General features: G+C 68.7%; 15 protein-coding genes. 9 read left to right on the plus strand and 6 right to left on the minus strand.

What is annotated here, in order from left to right:
- Positions 1–28: 28 nt before the first annotated feature.
- Positions 29–1,744 carry a hypothetical protein gene (locus tag VJT49_RS16380; protein ID WP_324165681.1) on the plus strand — a complete coding sequence of 572 codons (1,716 nt, stop codon included), beginning with the start codon at positions 29–31 and terminating at the stop codon, positions 1,742–1,744.
- 47 nt (positions 1,745–1,791) lie between these two features.
- On the opposite strand, the gene VJT49_RS16385 is transcribed toward VJT49_RS16380, so the two are convergent.
- Together VJT49_RS16385 and VJT49_RS16390 are read right to left on the minus strand one after the other, a co-directional pair.
- On the minus strand, positions 1,792–2,646 hold the full coding sequence (locus VJT49_RS16385; RefSeq protein ID WP_324165682.1) for a CoA ester lyase: 855 nt from the start codon (positions 2,644–2,646) through the stop codon (positions 1,792–1,794).
- The gene (locus VJT49_RS16390) at positions 2,643–3,713 is read right to left on the minus strand and encodes a CoA ester lyase (RefSeq protein ID WP_324165683.1); all 1,071 of its coding nucleotides are present in this window, start codon (positions 3,711–3,713) and stop codon (positions 2,643–2,645) included. Before VJT49_RS16390 ends, VJT49_RS16385 begins: the two co-directional genes overlap by 4 nt.
- A 94-nt stretch (positions 3,714–3,807) precedes the next feature.
- On the opposite strand from VJT49_RS16390, the gene VJT49_RS16395 reads away from it, so the two are divergent.
- The 3 genes from VJT49_RS16395 to VJT49_RS16405 all read left to right on the plus strand — a co-directional run bounded on the left by VJT49_RS16395 (position 3,808) and on the right by VJT49_RS16405 (position 7,171).
- The gene (locus VJT49_RS16395) at positions 3,808–5,601 is read left to right on the plus strand and encodes a protein kinase domain-containing protein (RefSeq protein ID WP_414635988.1); all 1,794 of its coding nucleotides are present in this window, start codon (positions 3,808–3,810) and stop codon (positions 5,599–5,601) included.
- 275 nt (positions 5,602–5,876) lie between these two features.
- Positions 5,877–6,506: a hypothetical protein gene (locus VJT49_RS16400; RefSeq protein WP_324165685.1), complete on the plus strand. Its 630-nt coding sequence runs from the start codon at positions 5,877–5,879 to the stop codon at positions 6,504–6,506.
- Between the two features lie 14 nt (positions 6,507–6,520).
- Entirely contained in the window at positions 6,521–7,171 is a 651-nt protein-coding gene (locus VJT49_RS16405) for an NAD(P)H-binding protein (RefSeq protein WP_324165686.1), read from the plus strand.
- Positions 7,172–7,174: 3 nt separating this feature from the next.
- Here VJT49_RS16405 and VJT49_RS16410 read toward each other — a convergent pair whose 3' ends face one another.
- Positions 7,175–8,488 carry a D-arabinono-1,4-lactone oxidase gene (locus tag VJT49_RS16410; RefSeq protein WP_324165687.1) on the minus strand — a complete coding sequence of 438 codons (1,314 nt, stop codon included), beginning with the start codon at positions 8,486–8,488 and terminating at the stop codon, positions 7,175–7,177.
- An 84-nt stretch (positions 8,489–8,572) separates the two neighbouring features.
- On the opposite strand from VJT49_RS16410, the gene VJT49_RS16415 reads away from it, so the two are divergent.
- On the plus strand, positions 8,573–9,754 hold the full coding sequence (locus tag VJT49_RS16415; RefSeq protein ID WP_324165688.1) for an amino acid deaminase/aldolase: 1,182 nt from the start codon (positions 8,573–8,575) through the stop codon (positions 9,752–9,754).
- Positions 9,755–9,862: 108 nt separating this feature from the next.
- On the opposite strand, the gene VJT49_RS16420 is transcribed toward VJT49_RS16415, so the two are convergent.
- Positions 9,863–10,486: a TetR family transcriptional regulator gene (locus VJT49_RS16420; protein WP_324165689.1), complete on the minus strand. Its 624-nt coding sequence runs from the start codon at positions 10,484–10,486 to the stop codon at positions 9,863–9,865.
- Positions 10,487–10,607: 121 nt separating this feature from the next.
- Between VJT49_RS16420 and VJT49_RS16425 the strand changes: the two genes are divergently transcribed.
- Together VJT49_RS16425 and VJT49_RS16430 are read left to right on the plus strand one after the other, a co-directional pair.
- Positions 10,608–11,882, plus strand: a complete 1,275-nt coding sequence (locus VJT49_RS16425; protein ID WP_324165690.1) for a GH1 family beta-glucosidase — start codon at positions 10,608–10,610, stop codon at positions 11,880–11,882.
- Positions 11,875–13,143: an MFS transporter gene (locus VJT49_RS16430; RefSeq protein WP_324165691.1), complete on the plus strand. Its 1,269-nt coding sequence runs from the start codon at positions 11,875–11,877 to the stop codon at positions 13,141–13,143. The genes VJT49_RS16425 and VJT49_RS16430 overlap by 8 nt, the downstream gene beginning before the upstream one ends.
- Before the next feature lie 293 nt (positions 13,144–13,436).
- On the opposite strand, the gene VJT49_RS16435 is transcribed toward VJT49_RS16430, so the two are convergent.
- Positions 13,437–13,838 carry a hypothetical protein gene (locus VJT49_RS16435; protein WP_324165692.1) on the minus strand — a complete coding sequence of 134 codons (402 nt, stop codon included), beginning with the start codon at positions 13,836–13,838 and terminating at the stop codon, positions 13,437–13,439.
- 7 nt (positions 13,839–13,845) lie between these two features.
- The gene (locus VJT49_RS16440) at positions 13,846–14,175 is read right to left on the minus strand and encodes a hypothetical protein (RefSeq protein ID WP_414635993.1); all 330 of its coding nucleotides are present in this window, start codon (positions 14,173–14,175) and stop codon (positions 13,846–13,848) included.
- Positions 14,176–14,467: 292 nt separating this feature from the next.
- Here VJT49_RS16440 and VJT49_RS16445 point away from each other — a divergent pair, with 292 nt between their 5' ends.
- A complete protein-coding gene (locus tag VJT49_RS16445; RefSeq protein WP_324165694.1) occupies positions 14,468–15,850 on the plus strand; it encodes a helix-turn-helix transcriptional regulator in 1,383 nt (460 codons plus the stop codon).
- Positions 15,851–15,874: 24 nt separating this feature from the next.
- Positions 15,875–16,792 (plus strand): aminoglycoside phosphotransferase family protein, encoded by a 918-nt coding sequence (locus VJT49_RS16450; RefSeq protein WP_324165695.1) that lies wholly within the window; start codon positions 15,875–15,877, stop codon positions 16,790–16,792.
- Positions 16,793–16,890: the final 98 nt, after the last annotated feature.

Below are 16,890 nucleotides of genomic sequence, written 5' to 3' on the forward strand. Positions count from 1 at the left end.
GATCGCGGGTTGGTGAGACCATCTGGACATGCGCATGGTCTACACCGGAGCGGACGAAGAGGACTTCATCGACGCTCGCCAGCGGCTACTGGTCGAACTGGACGCGTGGTCGCAGATGCGCCTGCGGCCGGTGGACCCGGTGGTCGCCGGGGCCATGCTCGACTACCGGTTCGAGCGTGACGGCCTGCTCGGCCGGTGGACGGGGGAGGTGTTGCGGGTCGCGCTGCTGACCTGGTTCCCGCGTAAGGTGGTGCTGCTCCACCCGGACACCGGCGCGGTCACCGACACCGTCGAAGCCCTGCTCGATTTCTTCGAGGACGCGGATCTGTTCGACGACCGCAGCGAGCCGCTGCCCGTGCTGCGCACCTTCCTCGCCGGCATCCGCGACGAGTTCGACGACGCGATGAAAGACCCGGCCAACTACGGTCTCGCCAAGTTCTGGGCGGTGGCGATGGCCGAGTACGGCATCGACCCGCTGAACGAGTTGGCCGCGCAGCGGTTCGTCGAACGGGTGCAGCGTGGCGAGGTGCGGGTCGACCAGGAGCTGCTGCACGAGATCGCCTACCGGCACTACGAGGGTGATCCCGGCGCGGAGCCCGCCGAGACCGCGCCCGTGTTCGTGCTGACCCCCGATGATCGGCTTGCCGCGGACGCGGAGAGAACCGTGGTCGTCCGGCGGCTGCGGCGGTTCGTCGAGTGGATCGGCGACGGCAAGCCGCTCGGCGCGGTGCAGGACATGCCCGACCTGGTGGCTTCCGCCAAGAAGGCCGGTGTGGTGCGCTCCTACCGAGGCCGTCTGGTGCCGGTCAAGCGCGGGGCGCCGTTGCTGGCCGACCCGCTCGCGCTGTGGCATGCGGCGTTGCCACATGTGCTCGAAGACCGCTGGACCTTCGAGCTGGCGGACGAGTTGGTGGCCGAGCCCGCGACCATCCCGATGCTGGTCGAGTTGCTGGGCGGCGGTAGCGACTCGGTGCTGCGGATGGTGCGGCGGCTGGTCGACTTCGGCTTGGTCGAGACCTTTCCGGCGACCGATGAGCACCACCAGGACCTGGTCGACTTCGCCGGCGTGGACTCCGTTGACGAGGTGCCGGCGGAGGAGCGCCAGGTGGTGCGCCTGCGCCCGCTGGGTGTGCGGGCCATGTACGACGCACGGATCTTCTCCGGCGGGGAGGCCATCACTCTCCGCGACCTCGCGGGCGAGACCGCCGAGGTGCTGTTCGCGCGGCTCGCGCCGCTGCCGAGCGAGGTTTTCGACGAGGGCGCGCGCCTGTGGCTGCAGGCACGCGAACCGGGCCGCGCCATGGCCGAGCTGTCGGAGGTGGCCCGCCGCACCGACGACTTCGAACACCGCATGCTGGCCTTCGAGCTACTCGCCGAAGGCGGCGACGCGGGCATCGCCGCGATCGCCGGCATGCGCGAGCACTCGGCCGCCGGTCCGGCCGCGCTGGCCTGGCTGCTTGACGCGGGCCTGATCGACGCCAGCGAGGTCAGCGGCCGCGAGCGGACCTACGGCATGGTCGACGTGCTGGCCGCGGGCATCCGGTCGGCGGGCCGGCGGAAGGCCCTCGAGGAGTTCGCCGCCCAGCCGCGCCCGGCGCAGTTGCTCTTCCTGGCCGACGCGACGATCTGTGGCCACCCCCGCACGCGCGAGGTCCTGGAGTCCATGGCCGTGGCTCATCCCGACCGCATGGTCTCCAACGCCGCCCGCAAAGCCCTGGACTGGCTCCACGACTCGGACATCTGACCGCGCGAGTCCCTCGTTCGCGGCGCCTGAGTTCCCCGCTCGCGACGTCAGTCCGCCGCGCCGATGGCCTCGGCCAGGGACAGGATGCGGTGAGCATTGTCCACATGCAGGTTCTCGATCATGCGGCCGTCCACGGTGACCACGCCGCGCCCCTCGGCCTTGGCCTCGTCGAACGCTGCGATGATCTTGCGGGCCTGCGCGATTTCCTCGCCGGAGGGGGCGAAGATCCGGTTGCACGGTTCGATCTGACCCGGGTGGACGAGGGTCTTGCCGTCGAAGCCGAACTGCCGGCCCTGACGGCATTCCGCCTCGAACCCCTCGATGTCCTTCACGTCGTTGTAGACGCCGTCGAGGATCACTTTGCCGGTCGCGCGGGCCGCGAGCAGGCACAGGGACAGCCCGCCGAGCAGCGGCGCGCGGCCGGGGAGGAACTCGGCGTGCAGCTCCTTGGCCAGGTCGTTGGTGCCCATGACGAGTACGGTCAGGCGCTCGCTGGCCGACGCGATCTCCTCGGCGTGCAGCATCGCGACCGGGGTTTCTACCATCGCCCAGATCTTGGTGTGATCGGGCGCCCCGCCCTGTTCCAGCGCGCGCTCGATGCCGCCCACGTCGCGAGCCGAATTCACCTTGGGCACGACGACCGCCGCAGGCCCCGCCTGTGCGGTGGCACGCAGGTCGGCGTCGTGCCATTCGGTGTCGAGCCCGTTGACGCGGATCGTGACCTCGCGCGAGCCGTACTCGCCGACGCCCGCGCACACGCGTTCCCTCGCCGCTTCCTTGGCGTCCGGTGCGACGGCGTCCTCGAGGTCGAGGATCAGCGCGTCGGCCGGGAGAGACTTGGCCTTTTCCAGCGCGCGTTCGTTGGCGCCGGGCATGTACAGCACCGAGCGTCGGGATCTCACCGCTGTGCCTCCTTGACCGCGTTCTGGTAGGCCTCGGCCAGTTCCGGGTCGCGTTCGGCCAGCTTGTCGGCCAGCTCCGCGACGACGCGGCACTGCTTCACCGAGGCGTCGTCCTGCATCTTCCCGTCGATCATCACGGCGCCGGTGCCGTCACCCATCGCGTCGATCACCCGCTTGGCCCACGCGACGTCCTCGGGGGAGGGCGAAAAGACCTTCTTCGCGATCTCGATCTGCGTCGGGTGCAGGCTCCACGCGCCCACGCACCCGAGCAGGAACGCGTTACGGAACTGGTCTTCGCAGGCCACGACATCGCGGATGTCACCGAACGGCCCGTAGTAGGGCAGGATCCCGTGCATCGCGCAGGCGTCGACCATCCGCGCCACCGTGTAGTGCCACAGGTCCTGTTGATAGGTGGTGCGCCCGGAGTGCAGGTCGTCGCCGACGGGGTCGGTGCGGACGAGGTAGCCGGGGTGACCGCCACCCACACGGGTGGTCTTCATCCGGCGACTCGCGGCCAGGTCGGCGGGGCCGAGCGAGATGCCCTGCATCCGGGGGCTGGCGCCGGCGATCTCCTCGACGTTCGCCACGCCACTCGCGGTCTCCAGAATGGCGTGCACCAGTAGTGGTCGCCGCAGCCCCGCGCGCGCCTCCAACTGCGCGAGCAGGCGGTCCACGTAATGAATGTCCTGTGCGCCTTCGACCTTGGGCACCATGATCACGTCGAGCTTGTCGCCGATCTCGGTGACCAGGGTGATCAGGTCGTCGAGTACCCAGGGCGAGTCGAGGCTGTTGACGCGCGTCCACAGCTGGGTGCCGCCGAAGTCCGTGGTCTTCGCGACCTCCACCAGGCCTTGGCGGGCGGCTTCCTTGCGGTCGGCGCGTACGGCGTCTTCGAGGTTGCCGAGCAGCACATCGACCTTCTTGGCCAGGTCGGGCAGCTTGGCGATCATCTTCTCGTTACCGGGGTCGAAGAAGTGGATCATCCTGGAGGGCAGCGCCGGGATTTCCCGGACCGGCTCCGGGGCGCCGACGGCGAGGGGCGCGAAGAAGTCCTTCGGCGAGCGCATCGATGCCTCCCTTTCAGTACCAGTTCAGTACCAGCGAGGAACCCTAGCTTGGCATGGATGGGAACCGCTGCGGCGAAGCTCACCTCCCAGGAGGGTGAAGTTGGCGGGTTTCACCGAACTCAGGCCTCTGGGTGAAGGCGGGTTCGGCCGGGTGGTGCTCGCGCGGCACGACGCGTCGGGCACGCCGGTCGCGGTCAAGTACCTGTTCAAGCGGTATCTCACCGATCCGGTGCGGCTGGCCGAGTTCCGGCGCGAGGCCGAGATGCTGCGCCGGGTGTCGAGCGCGCACATCAGCCGGCTCTATGAATTCGTCGAGACTCCCGAGGGCGCGGCGATCGTCATGGAGGCGGTTCGCGGCGTCCCGTTGCGCGAGGTACTGCTGGTCGACGGGAGGCTGGCGCCCGAGTCGGCGCTGGCCGTCCTGAAGGGGTCACTGCTGGGGTTGGCCGACGCGCACCGGGCCGGCGTCGTGCACCGGGACTACAAACCCGGCAACGTGCTCGTCGGCCCCGATCGGGAGAGCAAGCTGGTCGACTTCGGCATCGCCATGCTGGCGGGTGAGGCCGGGGCCCCGGTCGGCACTCCCGCCTATATGGCACCGGAGCAGTGGCGCGGTGGACCGGCCACGCCCGCGACCGACGTCTACGCCGCCACCTGTGTGTTCTTTCTCGGTGTCACCGGTGCGCGGCCGTACGCCGCCGAGGATCTTCAGCTGCTGCGGGAAGCGCACGAGCAGGCACCGATCCCGGTCGGGCAGGTACCGGAACCGGTCCGTGCACTCGTTGCCCGTGGCCTGGCGAAGACCCCGGAAGGGCGGCCCGCCGGTGCCGAGGAATTCGTTCGTGAGCTCGAGATTGCGGCGGTCGCGGGTTACGGCGCGGACTGGGAGGACCGCGGGCTGGCACGGTTGGCGCAGCGCGCCGGGGTGCTGCTCGCGCTCTCACCGTTGGCCCTGCTGGGTGTGGGGACGGCGGCAGCGCCAGGGGTGGGCGCGGCGGCCGGTGCCGCGACTGCCGGGACGGCCGGTGCCGGGACTGCCGGTGCCGGCACAGCGGGTACCGCGGCCGGAGTCGCGGTCGGCGCCAAGGTCGGGGCGATCGTCGCGGGGGTCGTCGCTGTCGCCGGGATCGCCGCCGCCGTGGTCGTCGCGACGGACAGCGGCGACAGTCCACCTCGGGCCGCCGCGCCGGCCTCGACCGTGCGGCCGGTCACGCTGGCGGTGAACACCGCGACCAGGACCGAGCGCGACACGTACCCCGACTTCGATGTCAGCGCGCAGTATGTGCGGGTGTCGGGGATGAGCGATCCGGCGGCCGAAAAGCGGGTGAACGACGCGCTCATGGCTCCCTTGGACGACTGGATCGCCTACGTCCGTGCGGGCACACTCGGGCCCGAGCCCGGCGGCGGGATTCCGCATGTGCACAACGAGGTTCGGATCGACCGCCAGGACGGCAAGGTGCTGTCCGTGCGCTACCTGCTCACCGTGGACTCCAGCCAGTTCGGCAATCACGGTGCGGCCACGATCAAGACGGTCAACGTCGACCTCGCCAACGGCGGCGTGGTGACCGCGAAGGATGTCTTCGCACTGCGCGACCAGGGTGACGTAACCCGGTTGGAGCAGCGAATCCGCGCGCACGCGCCCAATGGATATTGCGAAGGAACCGAGCCGATCGAGCCCGAACGTGCGCTTCGACTCGAGGATTTGGCGCCGTACACACCAGGTGGTTCACCCGTTGTCCAGATCGAATTCACTTCGGAGGGCGTGAGGTTCGGCATCGCCGCCTCGGCACTGGGCTACCCGATGGCCTGCGATTACCAGGAGCTTCTGGTTCCTTACCCCGAGGTCGCCGATTTGTTGAGTCCGCAAGGGCGAACACTGCTACCATGATCGTCCTAAATGGACATTGCTGGAATCTGCTCCGTTCGGGGTACGGCACCCCAACGTGTAACGCCGTTCAGCCTGATCTCACCCGTTCGGTGGCAGGGTCGGGCTGAAGTCCATTGACCGCTTATCGACCGGTCACCGACCGTTGGCTGCCGCCGATCGCAGGCCGTGCTTTTACCCGGAGACCACGACCGCCGCCACTGGTACTCAATTCATGTGCCTCTTTTCACGAGGCGCGAAACGCAGGGGAGCCAGGGCGCGAACAAGGAGGCGGACTCGTGGCGGTGACACCAGGGCACACCGGCGACGCGGTGGTGACCGGCCGATTTCCCACTCGTGTGGTGCCGCCCGTCGAACTTCCGGCGAGTACCTCCTTCCTGGCCGGCGAGGCCGCCGCGCGGCTCGGCTGGACCGGGGTCGTGCTGCCCGAGGTGACGATGCTCGGCCGCAAGGTGTGCGTGGTCGCGCGGCTGCGGACCGACGTGCACGCCGAGCGGATCGCCGTCGGCACCGGCCCGGTCACCGACCGTGCCACCGTGGCGACCTGGATCTGGCCCGAGTTCGCCGCCACGGCCCCCGAACCCGCCGCGGAGATCGTCGGCGTGCTCGCCGTCGCCCGGCACTGGCGCACCGCGATGGCCTCGGCCGTGCCGTTCGCCCGCTACGGCGACGCGGCGCTGGTGCTGCCCACCTCGGCGATGCTGAACCGCGACTACGTGGACAACTGCCTGCCGAGGGCGCGCGCCCACGGCATCGGGATCGTTTCCGCCGACGCGGACGCGATCGTCGAGAAGGACCTGGAGGGCCGTCCCGAACGCCTGATGATGGCGGAGGACGCCGTGTCCCGGTGGATGAACGAGATGGTCTACGAGCAACTGCTCGCGTCCTACGACCTTCCGGTGGCATAAGTACAGTCACTTCTATGCGAGTGGTGATTGCGGGTGGGCACGGCAAGGTCGCGTTGCGGATCGAGCGTGTGCTGGCGGCGAACGGCGATCACGCGATCGGCATCATCCGGAACGTGGGTCAGGCCGGTGATCTGCGGGATTCCAGCGCCGAGCCGGTGGTGCTCGATCTGGAAAGCGCCGAGGTGGCCGAAGTCGCCGAGGTTCTGCGGGGCGCCGACGCCGCGGTCTTCGCCGCCGGCGCGGGGCCTGGCAGCGGCATCGCCCGGAAGGACACCGTGGATCGTGGCGCGGCGGCGTTGTTCGCCGAGGCCGCCGAGCGCGCGGGGGTCCGCCGGCACATCCAGATCGGCTCGATGGGGGTGGACCGTCCACCTCGCCCTGACACCGATGACGTCTTCGCCGCCTACTTACGGGCGAAGAAGGCCGCCGAGGACGACCTGCGCAAACGCGACCTCGACTGGACAATCCTCCGCCCTGGCCGGTTGATTGACGAACCCGGCACCGGCGAGATTCACCTCGCCGACACCGTCGACTACGGCGAGGTGCCGCGTGATGACGTCGCCGTCGTCGTGGTGGCGGTGCTGGAGGAAGGCCGCACCTTCCACCGGACGCTGGAACTGGTGTCGGGGAACACGCCGGTCGACGAAGCGATCGCCCGGCTCTGACCGCTACTGGGAACCAGCCGGCCCCAGCACCCGGTCGAGGTATGCGTTGCTGAACACACCCGCCGGGTCCACCTCCTTGCGGACGCGCAGGAAGTCGTCGAAATGTGGGTACAGCTTGGCGAGCGCGACGGCGTCGAGGTCGTGCATCTTGCCCCAGTGCGGCCGCCCGCCCACCTCGGCGACGATCGAGGCGAAACCGGCGAAGTACTCCCGATAGGGCATGCCGACGAACTGGTGGATCGCGATGTACGCCGAATCGCGCCCCTGTGCGGTGGACAGCCAGATGTCGTCGGCGGCCGCGACGCGGACTTCAACCGGAAAGGTGACCGGTTGCTCCAGCCGCGGGACCAGCGCGCGCAGCTCCCGGAGCACGTCCCGCAGCGACTCGCGGGGGATCGCGAACTCCGATTCGACGAACCGGACGCCGCGATGGGTCACGAACACGCGATGTGACACATCGCTGTACTCGCGGGCGGAGAGCACGGCGGACGCGAACTTGCCCAGCGGGCGCACCAGACGGGGGACCGTGCGGCCGATCCGGCACAGCGCGCCGAACGCGACGTTCTCCATGATCTCGTAGTCGAGGAACTGCCTTGCCTTGCTCAACGGCTTTCGTTCGGCACCTGCCGGAAGCCGGTTGTTGCGCTTGACCAGGGCGTTCTTCCCGTACGGGAACCAGTAGAACTCGAAGTGGTCATTCTCCTGAGTGAACTCGTCGAAGCCCTCCAGCACCTGTTCGAGTGGCTCCGGCCGCTCCTGGGCGGACAGCACGAAGGCCGGCTCGCACTGCAGGGTGACGTGGGTGATGACGCCGAGCGCGCCGAGGCCGACCCGGGCGGCGTGGAACAGTTCGGGCCGCTGGTCCGGCGAGCAGGTGGCCACCGAACCATCGGCCAGCACGAGTTCGAGCCGCGCGATCTGGGTCGAGATGCCGCCGAACCGGGCGCCCGTGCCGTGGGTACCGGTCGACACCGCGCCCGCAATCGTTTGCGCGTCGATATCGCCCAGGTTTGTCATGGCCAGGCCAAGCGCGTCGAGTTCGGCGTTCAGGCGGTGCAGCGGCGTGCCCGAGCGCACGGCGACCCGCCTGGTTTCCGCGTCGACCGCCGCGATTCCGGTCCACGCGCCGAGGTCGATCGCGTCCGAGTCGCCCGCCGCGATGGCGGTGAACGAGTGCCCACTGCCCCGCGCCCGCACCCGTCGGCCGTTGACCGCGACGTCGGCGACCACCTTGGCGATTTCGGCCACGCTCCGCGGCGTGTGCACCCGCCGCGGGTCGGCACTCGCCGTACCGGCCCAGTTCGTCCAGCCGCTCATGGAGTCCACCTTGCCCAGATCCAGTGACGAAGAGTAAGTGAATCGTATTCGCGTTTCAATCCTGGTTGCCGTACCGTAACCCCCATGACCACGCCGAACGGCTACGACCTGGCGACCAAGGACCTCGATCCACCGCTCGCGGTGGTCGACCTTGCCGCGTTCGACGCCAACGCCGAGGACCTCGCCCGGCGGGCGGCGAGCGTGCCGATCCGGGTCGTCAGCAAGTCCGTTCGCTGCCGGTACCTGATCGAACGGGCGCTCGGCAAGGCTGGTTTCAGCGGGTTGATGTGCTACTCGCTGCCCGAGGCGCTCTGGCACGCCGAGCACGGCACCAGCGACGACATCCTGGTGGCCTATCCCACCGTCGACCACGGCGCGCTGCGGAGCCTGGCGGCCGACGAGCGGGCCCGAGCGGCCGTCACCATCACGATCGACTCGACCGAGCACCTGGACATCGTGGATGCCGCGGCCGGGCACGACCATCCGGAGATCCGGATCTGCCTCGAGCTCGACTCGTCGTGGCGCCCGCTGCCGATGGTGCACGTCGGCACTCGGCGTTCCCCGGTGTTCACCCCTCGCCAGGCGGCCGAGCTGGCCAGGAAGGTGGTGGCGCGCAAGGGTTTCCGGCTGGTCGGCCTGATGGGCTACGAGGGGCAGATCGCCGGGATCCCGGACGCCACCGGCAAGTTCACCGACGGGCTCGTGCGATGGATGCAGCGCCGGTCGGCCGCCGAACTCGTCGGCCGCCGGGCCGAGGCGGTCCGGCTGGTGCGGGCGGTCGCCGATCTCGAGTTCGTCAACGGCGGGGGCTCGGGCAGCATCGAAACCACTCGTGCCGAGGGTGCGGTCACGGAGGTCGCGGCGGGGTCCGGGCTGATCGGGTCCGGTTTGTTCGACGGCTATGCGCGGTTCCGTCCACGCCCGGCGGCGCTGTTCGCGCTGCCAGTTGTCCACAAGCCGAAGCGGGGAATCGCAACCCTGTTCGCCGGCGGCTACATCGCCTCCGGATCCGCGTCGAGGTCCCGTCTCCCGTCGCCGTATCTGCCCGCCGGGCTCAAGCTGATCGGGGTCGAGGGAGCCGGCGAGGTGCAGACCCCGGTTGTCGGTCGGGCGGCCCGTGACCTGCGGTTAGGCGATCGCGTCTGGTTCCGCCACGCGAAGGCGGGTGAACTCGCCGAACGGTTCACCGAATATCACCTTGTGGTGGATGGCCGGGTGGAGCGAGTGGTGCCGACCTACCGCGGTGAGGTGCGGAACTTCGGCTGATCGACGGAGAGTTGTCCACAGGCCCTGTGGATTAGTCCGAGTTCGAAGCCGCCCTGCGCGCGGGCCCCGATCGTGGGCAGAAAGCCGGTAAAGCCGGTCAAGCACTGCCTACTCGCCGAGGCGGTTGGCCAGGTAGCCCTTGATCAGGAACTTGGTCTCGCCGACGATCTCCGGATCGCCCTGCGGGTCGTCGGCGAAGGCGAGTTTCAACAGCGCGTCCGCCACCTCGATGGCGATGGTCATCGCCATCGACAGCTTCTCGCCCGGATTCTCCACGTACTTGCGCACCAGGTCGGTCAGCGAATCCGCGATGACCTTGTTGTTGTCGCGGCTTTCGTCGAGTAGTTGCCGGTCGACCACGTCTCCGAAGTGGACCTTGGAGAATGCGGGCACCTCCCGATGCATGTGCAGGTAGATGTCGAGCACCGAGTCCACCACGTCCCACCAGTGCCGCGGGTCCTCGCTGGCCAGCCGTCCGCTGACCGCCGCCAGGAACCGGTCCACGTTGCGCTGGGTCAGTGCCTGCACGACGGCCCGTTTGTCCGGGAAGAACTGGTAGAGCGAACCGACCGCGACGCCCGCTCGCTTGGCGATCAGGGTGGTGGTCAACGCGTCGTAGCCGACCTCGTCGATCAACTGCGCGCTCGCGTCCAGCATCTGCTCGACCCGCTTGGCGCTACGTTGCTGCACGGGTTGTCGGCGAAGCGGGGTGGTCGCCTGAGGTTCCGACACGTGGTGCTCCTCCTAGTGCTCTGAACTGCGACTTTAGCGTGTCGAAGGCTTCCCCCCGGACGAGGGAACGGCTATCGTATGAGAAATTTTCACGTTTGGTGGGCGGAAGGGCGGGTCGCCGGTGCAGAACCTGGACTTTCCTGAAAACTTCCTTTGGGGCGTGTCGACCTCAGCCTTTCAGATTGAAGGCGCGACGCGCGAGGATGGCCGCGGACTGTCCGTCTGGGACACCTTCGGGGAATCCGCCTATGTCGCCTGCGACCACTACCACCGCTACCCGGAGGACATCGCGCTGATGTCCGAACTGGGGGTCGGGGCGTACCGGATGTCCTTTGCGTGGCCCAGGATTCAGCCGGACGGGGTCGGGGTGCCCAACCCGAAGGGGGTCGCCTTCTACGACCGCCTGCTCGACGCGTTGTGCGAGGCGGACATCGCCCCGGTGGCCACTGTGTACCACTGGGACACCCCACAGGCGCTGGAAGACGCCGGTGGCTGGCTGGTCAGGGACACCGCGGAACGCTTCGCCGAGTACACCGCGATCCTCGGCGCACATTTCGCCGATCGGGTGCGGATGTGGATCCCGATCAACGAGCCGATGGTCACCACGGTCCACGGCTACGCGATCGGGGAGTACGCGCCGGGCAAGACGCTGCTGCTGGATGCCGTGCCGACGGCGCACTACCAGAACCTCGCGCACGGCCTGGCCGTTCAGGCCCTGCGGGCCGCGGGCGCGCGCAGTGTGGGTACCGCGAACCACCATTCACCGGTCTGGCCGGTGACCGGCAGCGAAGCCGACCGCGCGGCGGCGGTGTGGCTGGACGCCCTGCTCAACCGCCTGTTCGCCGATCCCGTCCTCCTGGGCGGCTATCCCGAGGAGATCGTCGAACACCTCCCCGAGGGGTACGTGGCCGATCTCCCCACGATCGCCCAGCCGCTCGACTTCTACGGCGTCAACTACTACGAGCCGCAGGCGGCCGCCGCTCCCGCCCCGGGCAACCCGCTGCCGTTCGAGTTACGCCCGATCGAGGGTTATCCGAGCACCACCAGTGATTCGGTGATCGTCCCGGACGCCCTACGTGACCTTCTTGTCGGCTTTCGGCAGAACTACGCCGACAAGCTGCCGCCGATCTACATCACCGAAAACGGGTGCAGTTTCGACGGCATCCACGATCCCGAGCGGATCGACTTCCTCGAACAGCACCTCCGCGCGGTGCGGAAGGCCATGGACGCGGGGGTGGACGTGCGCGGTTACTTCGTCTGGTCGCTGCTGGACAACTTCGAATGGTCGAAGGGCTACGCCCCCCGCTTCGGTCTGGTGCACGTCGACTACGACACTCAGCGGCGGACCCCCAAGGATTCCTTCGCGTGGTACCAGAAGGTCGTGACCCATGAGTAGTGCGGAGCCCGAAGCCCAGGCGGAAAGCCAGCTGCCGAAGGCGCTGGCGGAGCCGACCGCGCGGGTCCGGCCCGGCTGGACCAGCCTGCTGTTCCTGGCCAACATCGGCCTGTGGCTGGGCATCTACGCGCCGATCCAGGTGTTGCTGCCAGAACAGGCCGAGCTGCTTGATTCGGCGCACAAGGAGGTCGTGTTCGGCCTGGTCACCGGCATCGGGGCGGTGGTGTCGCTGCTCGCCAACCCGTTGGTGGGCCTGGCCTCGGACCGGACTCGCTCGCGGTTCGGCCGCCGCCATCCATGGACGCTGGCGGGCGCGGTGGCCGGCGCGGCGGGGTTGGTCGTGCTGGCGCTCGCGGGCAACGTCGTGGTGATGACGATCGGCTGGTGCGTGGTGCAGGCCGGGCTCAACGGCATGCTCGCCACGCTGACCTCGACGGTCCCCGACCGGGTGCCGGTGGAGCAGCGCGCGCGGATCGGCGGGTTGGTCGGGATCGGCCAGATGCTGGGGACCGTGCTGGGCGCGGTGCTGGTGACGGTGCTGATCACCAGCCTTTCGGGTGGTTATCTGGCGTGCGCGGTGATCGTGGTGGTGGGGGCCGCGCTGTTCGTGCTGCGGACGCCGGATATCGCGCTGCCCCGCGACTGGCCGCTGGCGCGCTGGCGTGCGGTCCTGGCGGACCTGTGGATCTCGCCGCGCCGGCATCCGGACTTCGCCTGGGCCTGGGGCTGCCACTTCCTGATCAACCTGGGCAACGCGCTGGGCACGTTCTACCTGCTGTACTTCCTCAAGGACGCGGTGCACTACCCGGATCCCGACACCGGCCTGCTGATCATGATGGGCCTGTACGGAGTGGCCCTGGTGATCGGCGGCCTGCTCGTCGGGCACTTGTCGGACTCGTCCGGTCGGCGCAAACCCTATGTGTTCGCGTCCGTCGTGGTGATGACGCTGGCCGCGCTGACCCTCACGTTCTGGCAAACCTGGCCCGCCGCGCTGGTGGCTTCACCCCTGCTGGGAATCGGTTTCGGCGCCTATTGGGCGGTGGCCCTGGCAATCCTCATCCAGGTGCTTCCCGCCGCGTCCGAACGCGCAAAGGACCTGGGTTTAATCAACATCGCAAATCTTCTGCCACAGGTTCTCGCACCCCTGCTGGCGACAATCATCCTCGCCAACCTGGGTGGCTACGCGGGCCTCTTCGGGGCCGCCGCCGTCACCACGTTCGCCGCCGGCGCGCTAATCACCGGCGTTCGCGAAGTCCGCTAAGGCGAAAAAACTTGAAACAGGACCGTCCGCTGTCAAACAGAATGAATGAAAGGCGGCTGTTCGAGGTCCGAGGGGAGACGCCCAATTTTTTGGGCCCGCGGGCCGATGCCGGTCGGGGGGAGGGGAGTGCAACGGCACCGGCCCGCGGAGTTTCGGGGCCATCAAGGGCGGGGCGGCCGCAAACTGTGTTCTGCAACTTCACAGACAGCGGCCATGATGATCAAAATACGCGTGGATTGGGCGCCTGGCTAGGGTGTCCGGGGGTTGAATTGTGATTAATCGCTGAACGGTAGCTACTGCACGACCTGCGGTACCAGTGCGTGCCGACCGGTCGACTCGGAGGCGGACAGCTGGCCACGCGTCTGGGGCGGCACAGCAGCGCTCTTCCGGCGCCAAGGGCGGCGAAGGTCCTGTTGCGGGGCGAGCCCGCCGGCTACCAGGTGTTCATGCGCGACCTGCCATACCGAGCACGGGGCCTTGCAGCGGTGCCACCTGGTCGAGCAGGTGGGGCAGTCCCCACGCTCGTCGGGTTCGTGCTTGGAGAGCATCGCCCGCCAGCCCTCGGTCAGCCGGGGCAGCTCGGATCTCGCTACCGAGACCAGTGACTGCGCGTCGGCGCGATTGGCGAGGTCGGCGAGCATGTCGAGGCGTTCCCAAACCGCGTTGCGGAGGACCTGCCCAAGGATCTGATCCACGAAAAACTCACCTTTCCGTCAGCTTCGCAGCTTCGTTGAGCGCCGCCCTCAGCTGGCCGAGCTGGCCGGCCGTCAGGCGCGCCGTTTCCCCGGGTGGGCCCACCAGCACCACCTGGTTGTCTTGGACGAGGACGGTCACGCAGCGTTCCCGGTTGATCATGTCGCCGCACTGCACCCGCCAGACCAGCCGACCACCTTCGTACCGGCGCACCTGGCCGGCGCGTGGGTCGGTGATCGCCGGCAGCGAGGCCCGGGGCGCCGAGCGGGGGGCCTCACGGCCCGGCACCGGCCGAAGCTGTCCGGTCCGTGTTGCCGGAATCGAGTCCACGAACTCCACCGCGTTCAACTCCGCTCTAGTCGGTACGGGCATTGCCGTCGTGTCCGTAGTTGCTCTGTGTGATCGCGGGAGGTGCCCGCTCGCTCACCGACAACTGAGAACTAGATTGCGATGAAGATGCCCGGAAGAGAAGACGAAGCGGCGGCATAGCGGCGACCGGCGCGGGATGGCCGGTGAACGGTCGCAGGATTTCGGCAGAGCCGATCAGGCTCGGCAAAGTCAGGGTTCGCGCGGTTCAATAGGGATGCCTACGCTGCGAATCAACCCCCGACTGGACGGTGAAGGGGCGCAAATGGACGCCAACAGCGCTGTGGATGCCCGGCAGGGTCACCCCATCAACCCGGATGTGTGGGAAAAGCGGGAGATGCGGGAAGCCTTGGCCCAGCGAGAGATCAGTGCGGTCTACCGCAACCTCCGCAAGGAGGGCATCTCGCAGCGCCAGATCGCCGCGATGACCGGCCAGTCCCAGTCCGAGGTTTCGGAGATCCTCAAGGGCCGCCAGGTGATGGCCTACGACGTGCTGGCGAGGATCGCCGACGGGCTCGGCGTACCCCGGGGGTACATGGGCCTCGCCTATGACGAGGCCACCGAGATCCAGGTCGTCGGCGCCGCCGACGAGCAGCAGGCTGAGGAGGACGAGTCCGTGAAGCGGCGGAACTTCCTCGCGCACGCCGCCCAGGTGACGATGGGTGCGGCGGTCTTCGGATCGTCGCCGCATTCCTGGACCGCGAGCCCCGCGAGGACGCCGGCACCGGGCCACATCGGGATGACCGACGTGCGCCAGGTGGAGGCCGCGACAAGGGCGTTGCGCGCGCTCGACTACCAGTACGGCGGCGGTTTCTGCCGTGACGCCGTGGTGGCCCAGTTGTCCTGGGGCCAGCAGATGCTCGATTCCTCGGCCACCAGCCCGGTCCGGTCGCGCCTGTTCGTCGCGCTGGCCGACCTGCACAGCCTGGCCGGGTGGACCTCCTTCGACACCGGGCTGATGGACTCGGCCCGCGGTCACTTCGCCAACGCGCTGGAGCTTGCGAAGCAGGGCGACAACAACCCGCTGGTGGCCAACATCCTGTACCGGATGGGCCGGGTCTACCTGCACCAGGACGCCCCGAACGACGCGCTGAAGCTGTTCCAGCTCGGGCAGATCGCCGCGCAGGAGTCCGGTTCGGAGCTGGCGATCGCCGTGCTGGCCGCGAACCAGGCGTGGGCCTACGCGATGATGGAGAACGAGGACCAGGCGCTCAAACTGCTGGGCCTGGCCAAGGACGAGTTCGCCAGGGCGAATCTCGCCGAGGCGGAGGACTGGGTCAAGTTCTTCAACGAGACCGACGTCTACGCGATGATCGGCACGGTGCACACCGTGCTCGCGCGGAAGGTGGACACGAACCACACCAAGTACGCGATTCCGGCGCTGACCAGGGCGGTCGACTCCTACCCGGAGTCGATGCAGCGCAGCAAGACGTTCATGCTGAGCGAACTGGCCACCAACCACCTGCTCGACGGCGACATCGACCACGGCGCACGTGTCGGCCGCCTGGCGCTGGGGTCCTCCGAAGGGCTGAAGTCGGCCCGGATCAAGGACCGGATGGCGCCGTTGCGGGACGAGGCGGACAAGCGGAAGAACAACCCGGACGCTCGCGACCTGAGCGAGCGGCTGAACGCGTTCTTCGCGGCCTGACAATGCACTCCGGGAACTGAAACGATGTCCACCACCGCAACGGCGCGCGTGCTCCCTGGCCGGTTCACCAGGGAGAAGTTGGACTGGGCCCTGGCCGAGACCGCCGCGTTGCTCGGGCTCGACCATCGCGGCGCGAAGCTGGTGCGGTTCACCAACAACGCGGTCTACGCCCTCGCCGGCGCACCGGTCGTGTTACGGATCGTCGGGTCGCGCGCGCTGCGGCACCGGGTGGCGAAGGTGGTGGCCGTCGCCCGCCATTTCGAGCGGCACGCCATCCCCGCCATCCGCCTGCTCCCCGGCGTTGACCAGCCCATTCACGTCGGCGAGCAGGTGATCACCGCCTGGGTGAAGGTGGAGCAGGCGGGTCGGCGTGCCACCGCGAAGGATCTCGGCAGGCTGCTCCGCCGGGTACATGCACTCCCGCCACCGGATGATGGTGTCGGCGAATGGGCGCCGCTGGCCGATGTGCGGGCCAGGGTCGCCGACGCCGAGGAGCTCGACGCGCGCGACCGGCGGTTCCTGCTCCGGCGCTGCGCCGAGGTCGAGGCCGCGCTGGGTGAGCTCGAGTTTCCGCTGGATCCTGGGCTCATCCACGGCGACGCGCACCCCGGGAACGTGATCGTGGGCCCGGACGGTCCGGTGCTCTGCGACTTCGACTCGTCCTGTGTCGGCCCGCCGGAGTGGGATCTGACCCCGCTGGCCGTCGGTCGCGAACGGTTCGGCGACCCGGTTGGCCGGTACCGCATGCTGGCCGACACCTACGGTTTCGACGTGACCAGGTGGGAGGGGTTCGCCGTGCTCAGGGCGGTACGGGAGCTCAAGCTGACCACCAGCGTGCTGCCGATCCTGCGCAGCCATCCCCAGGTGCGTGCCGAGCTCCGCCGCCGGCTGGACGATCTCCGGGGCGGTCAAATGCTCGTTCCCTGGTCGCGTTACAGCTGACCCGGAAAAGCGTGACGCTGCCGTGACGCTCGCCGACCAGTGGTAGCCGCTCGCCGCTCGCGGATGCACGTGCGGCCAGTGCGGAATTCGGCCCAGCT

It is taken from the genome of Amycolatopsis sp. (assembly GCF_035276945.1).
Lineage (GTDB): Bacteria > Actinomycetota > Actinomycetes > Mycobacteriales > Pseudonocardiaceae > Amycolatopsis_E.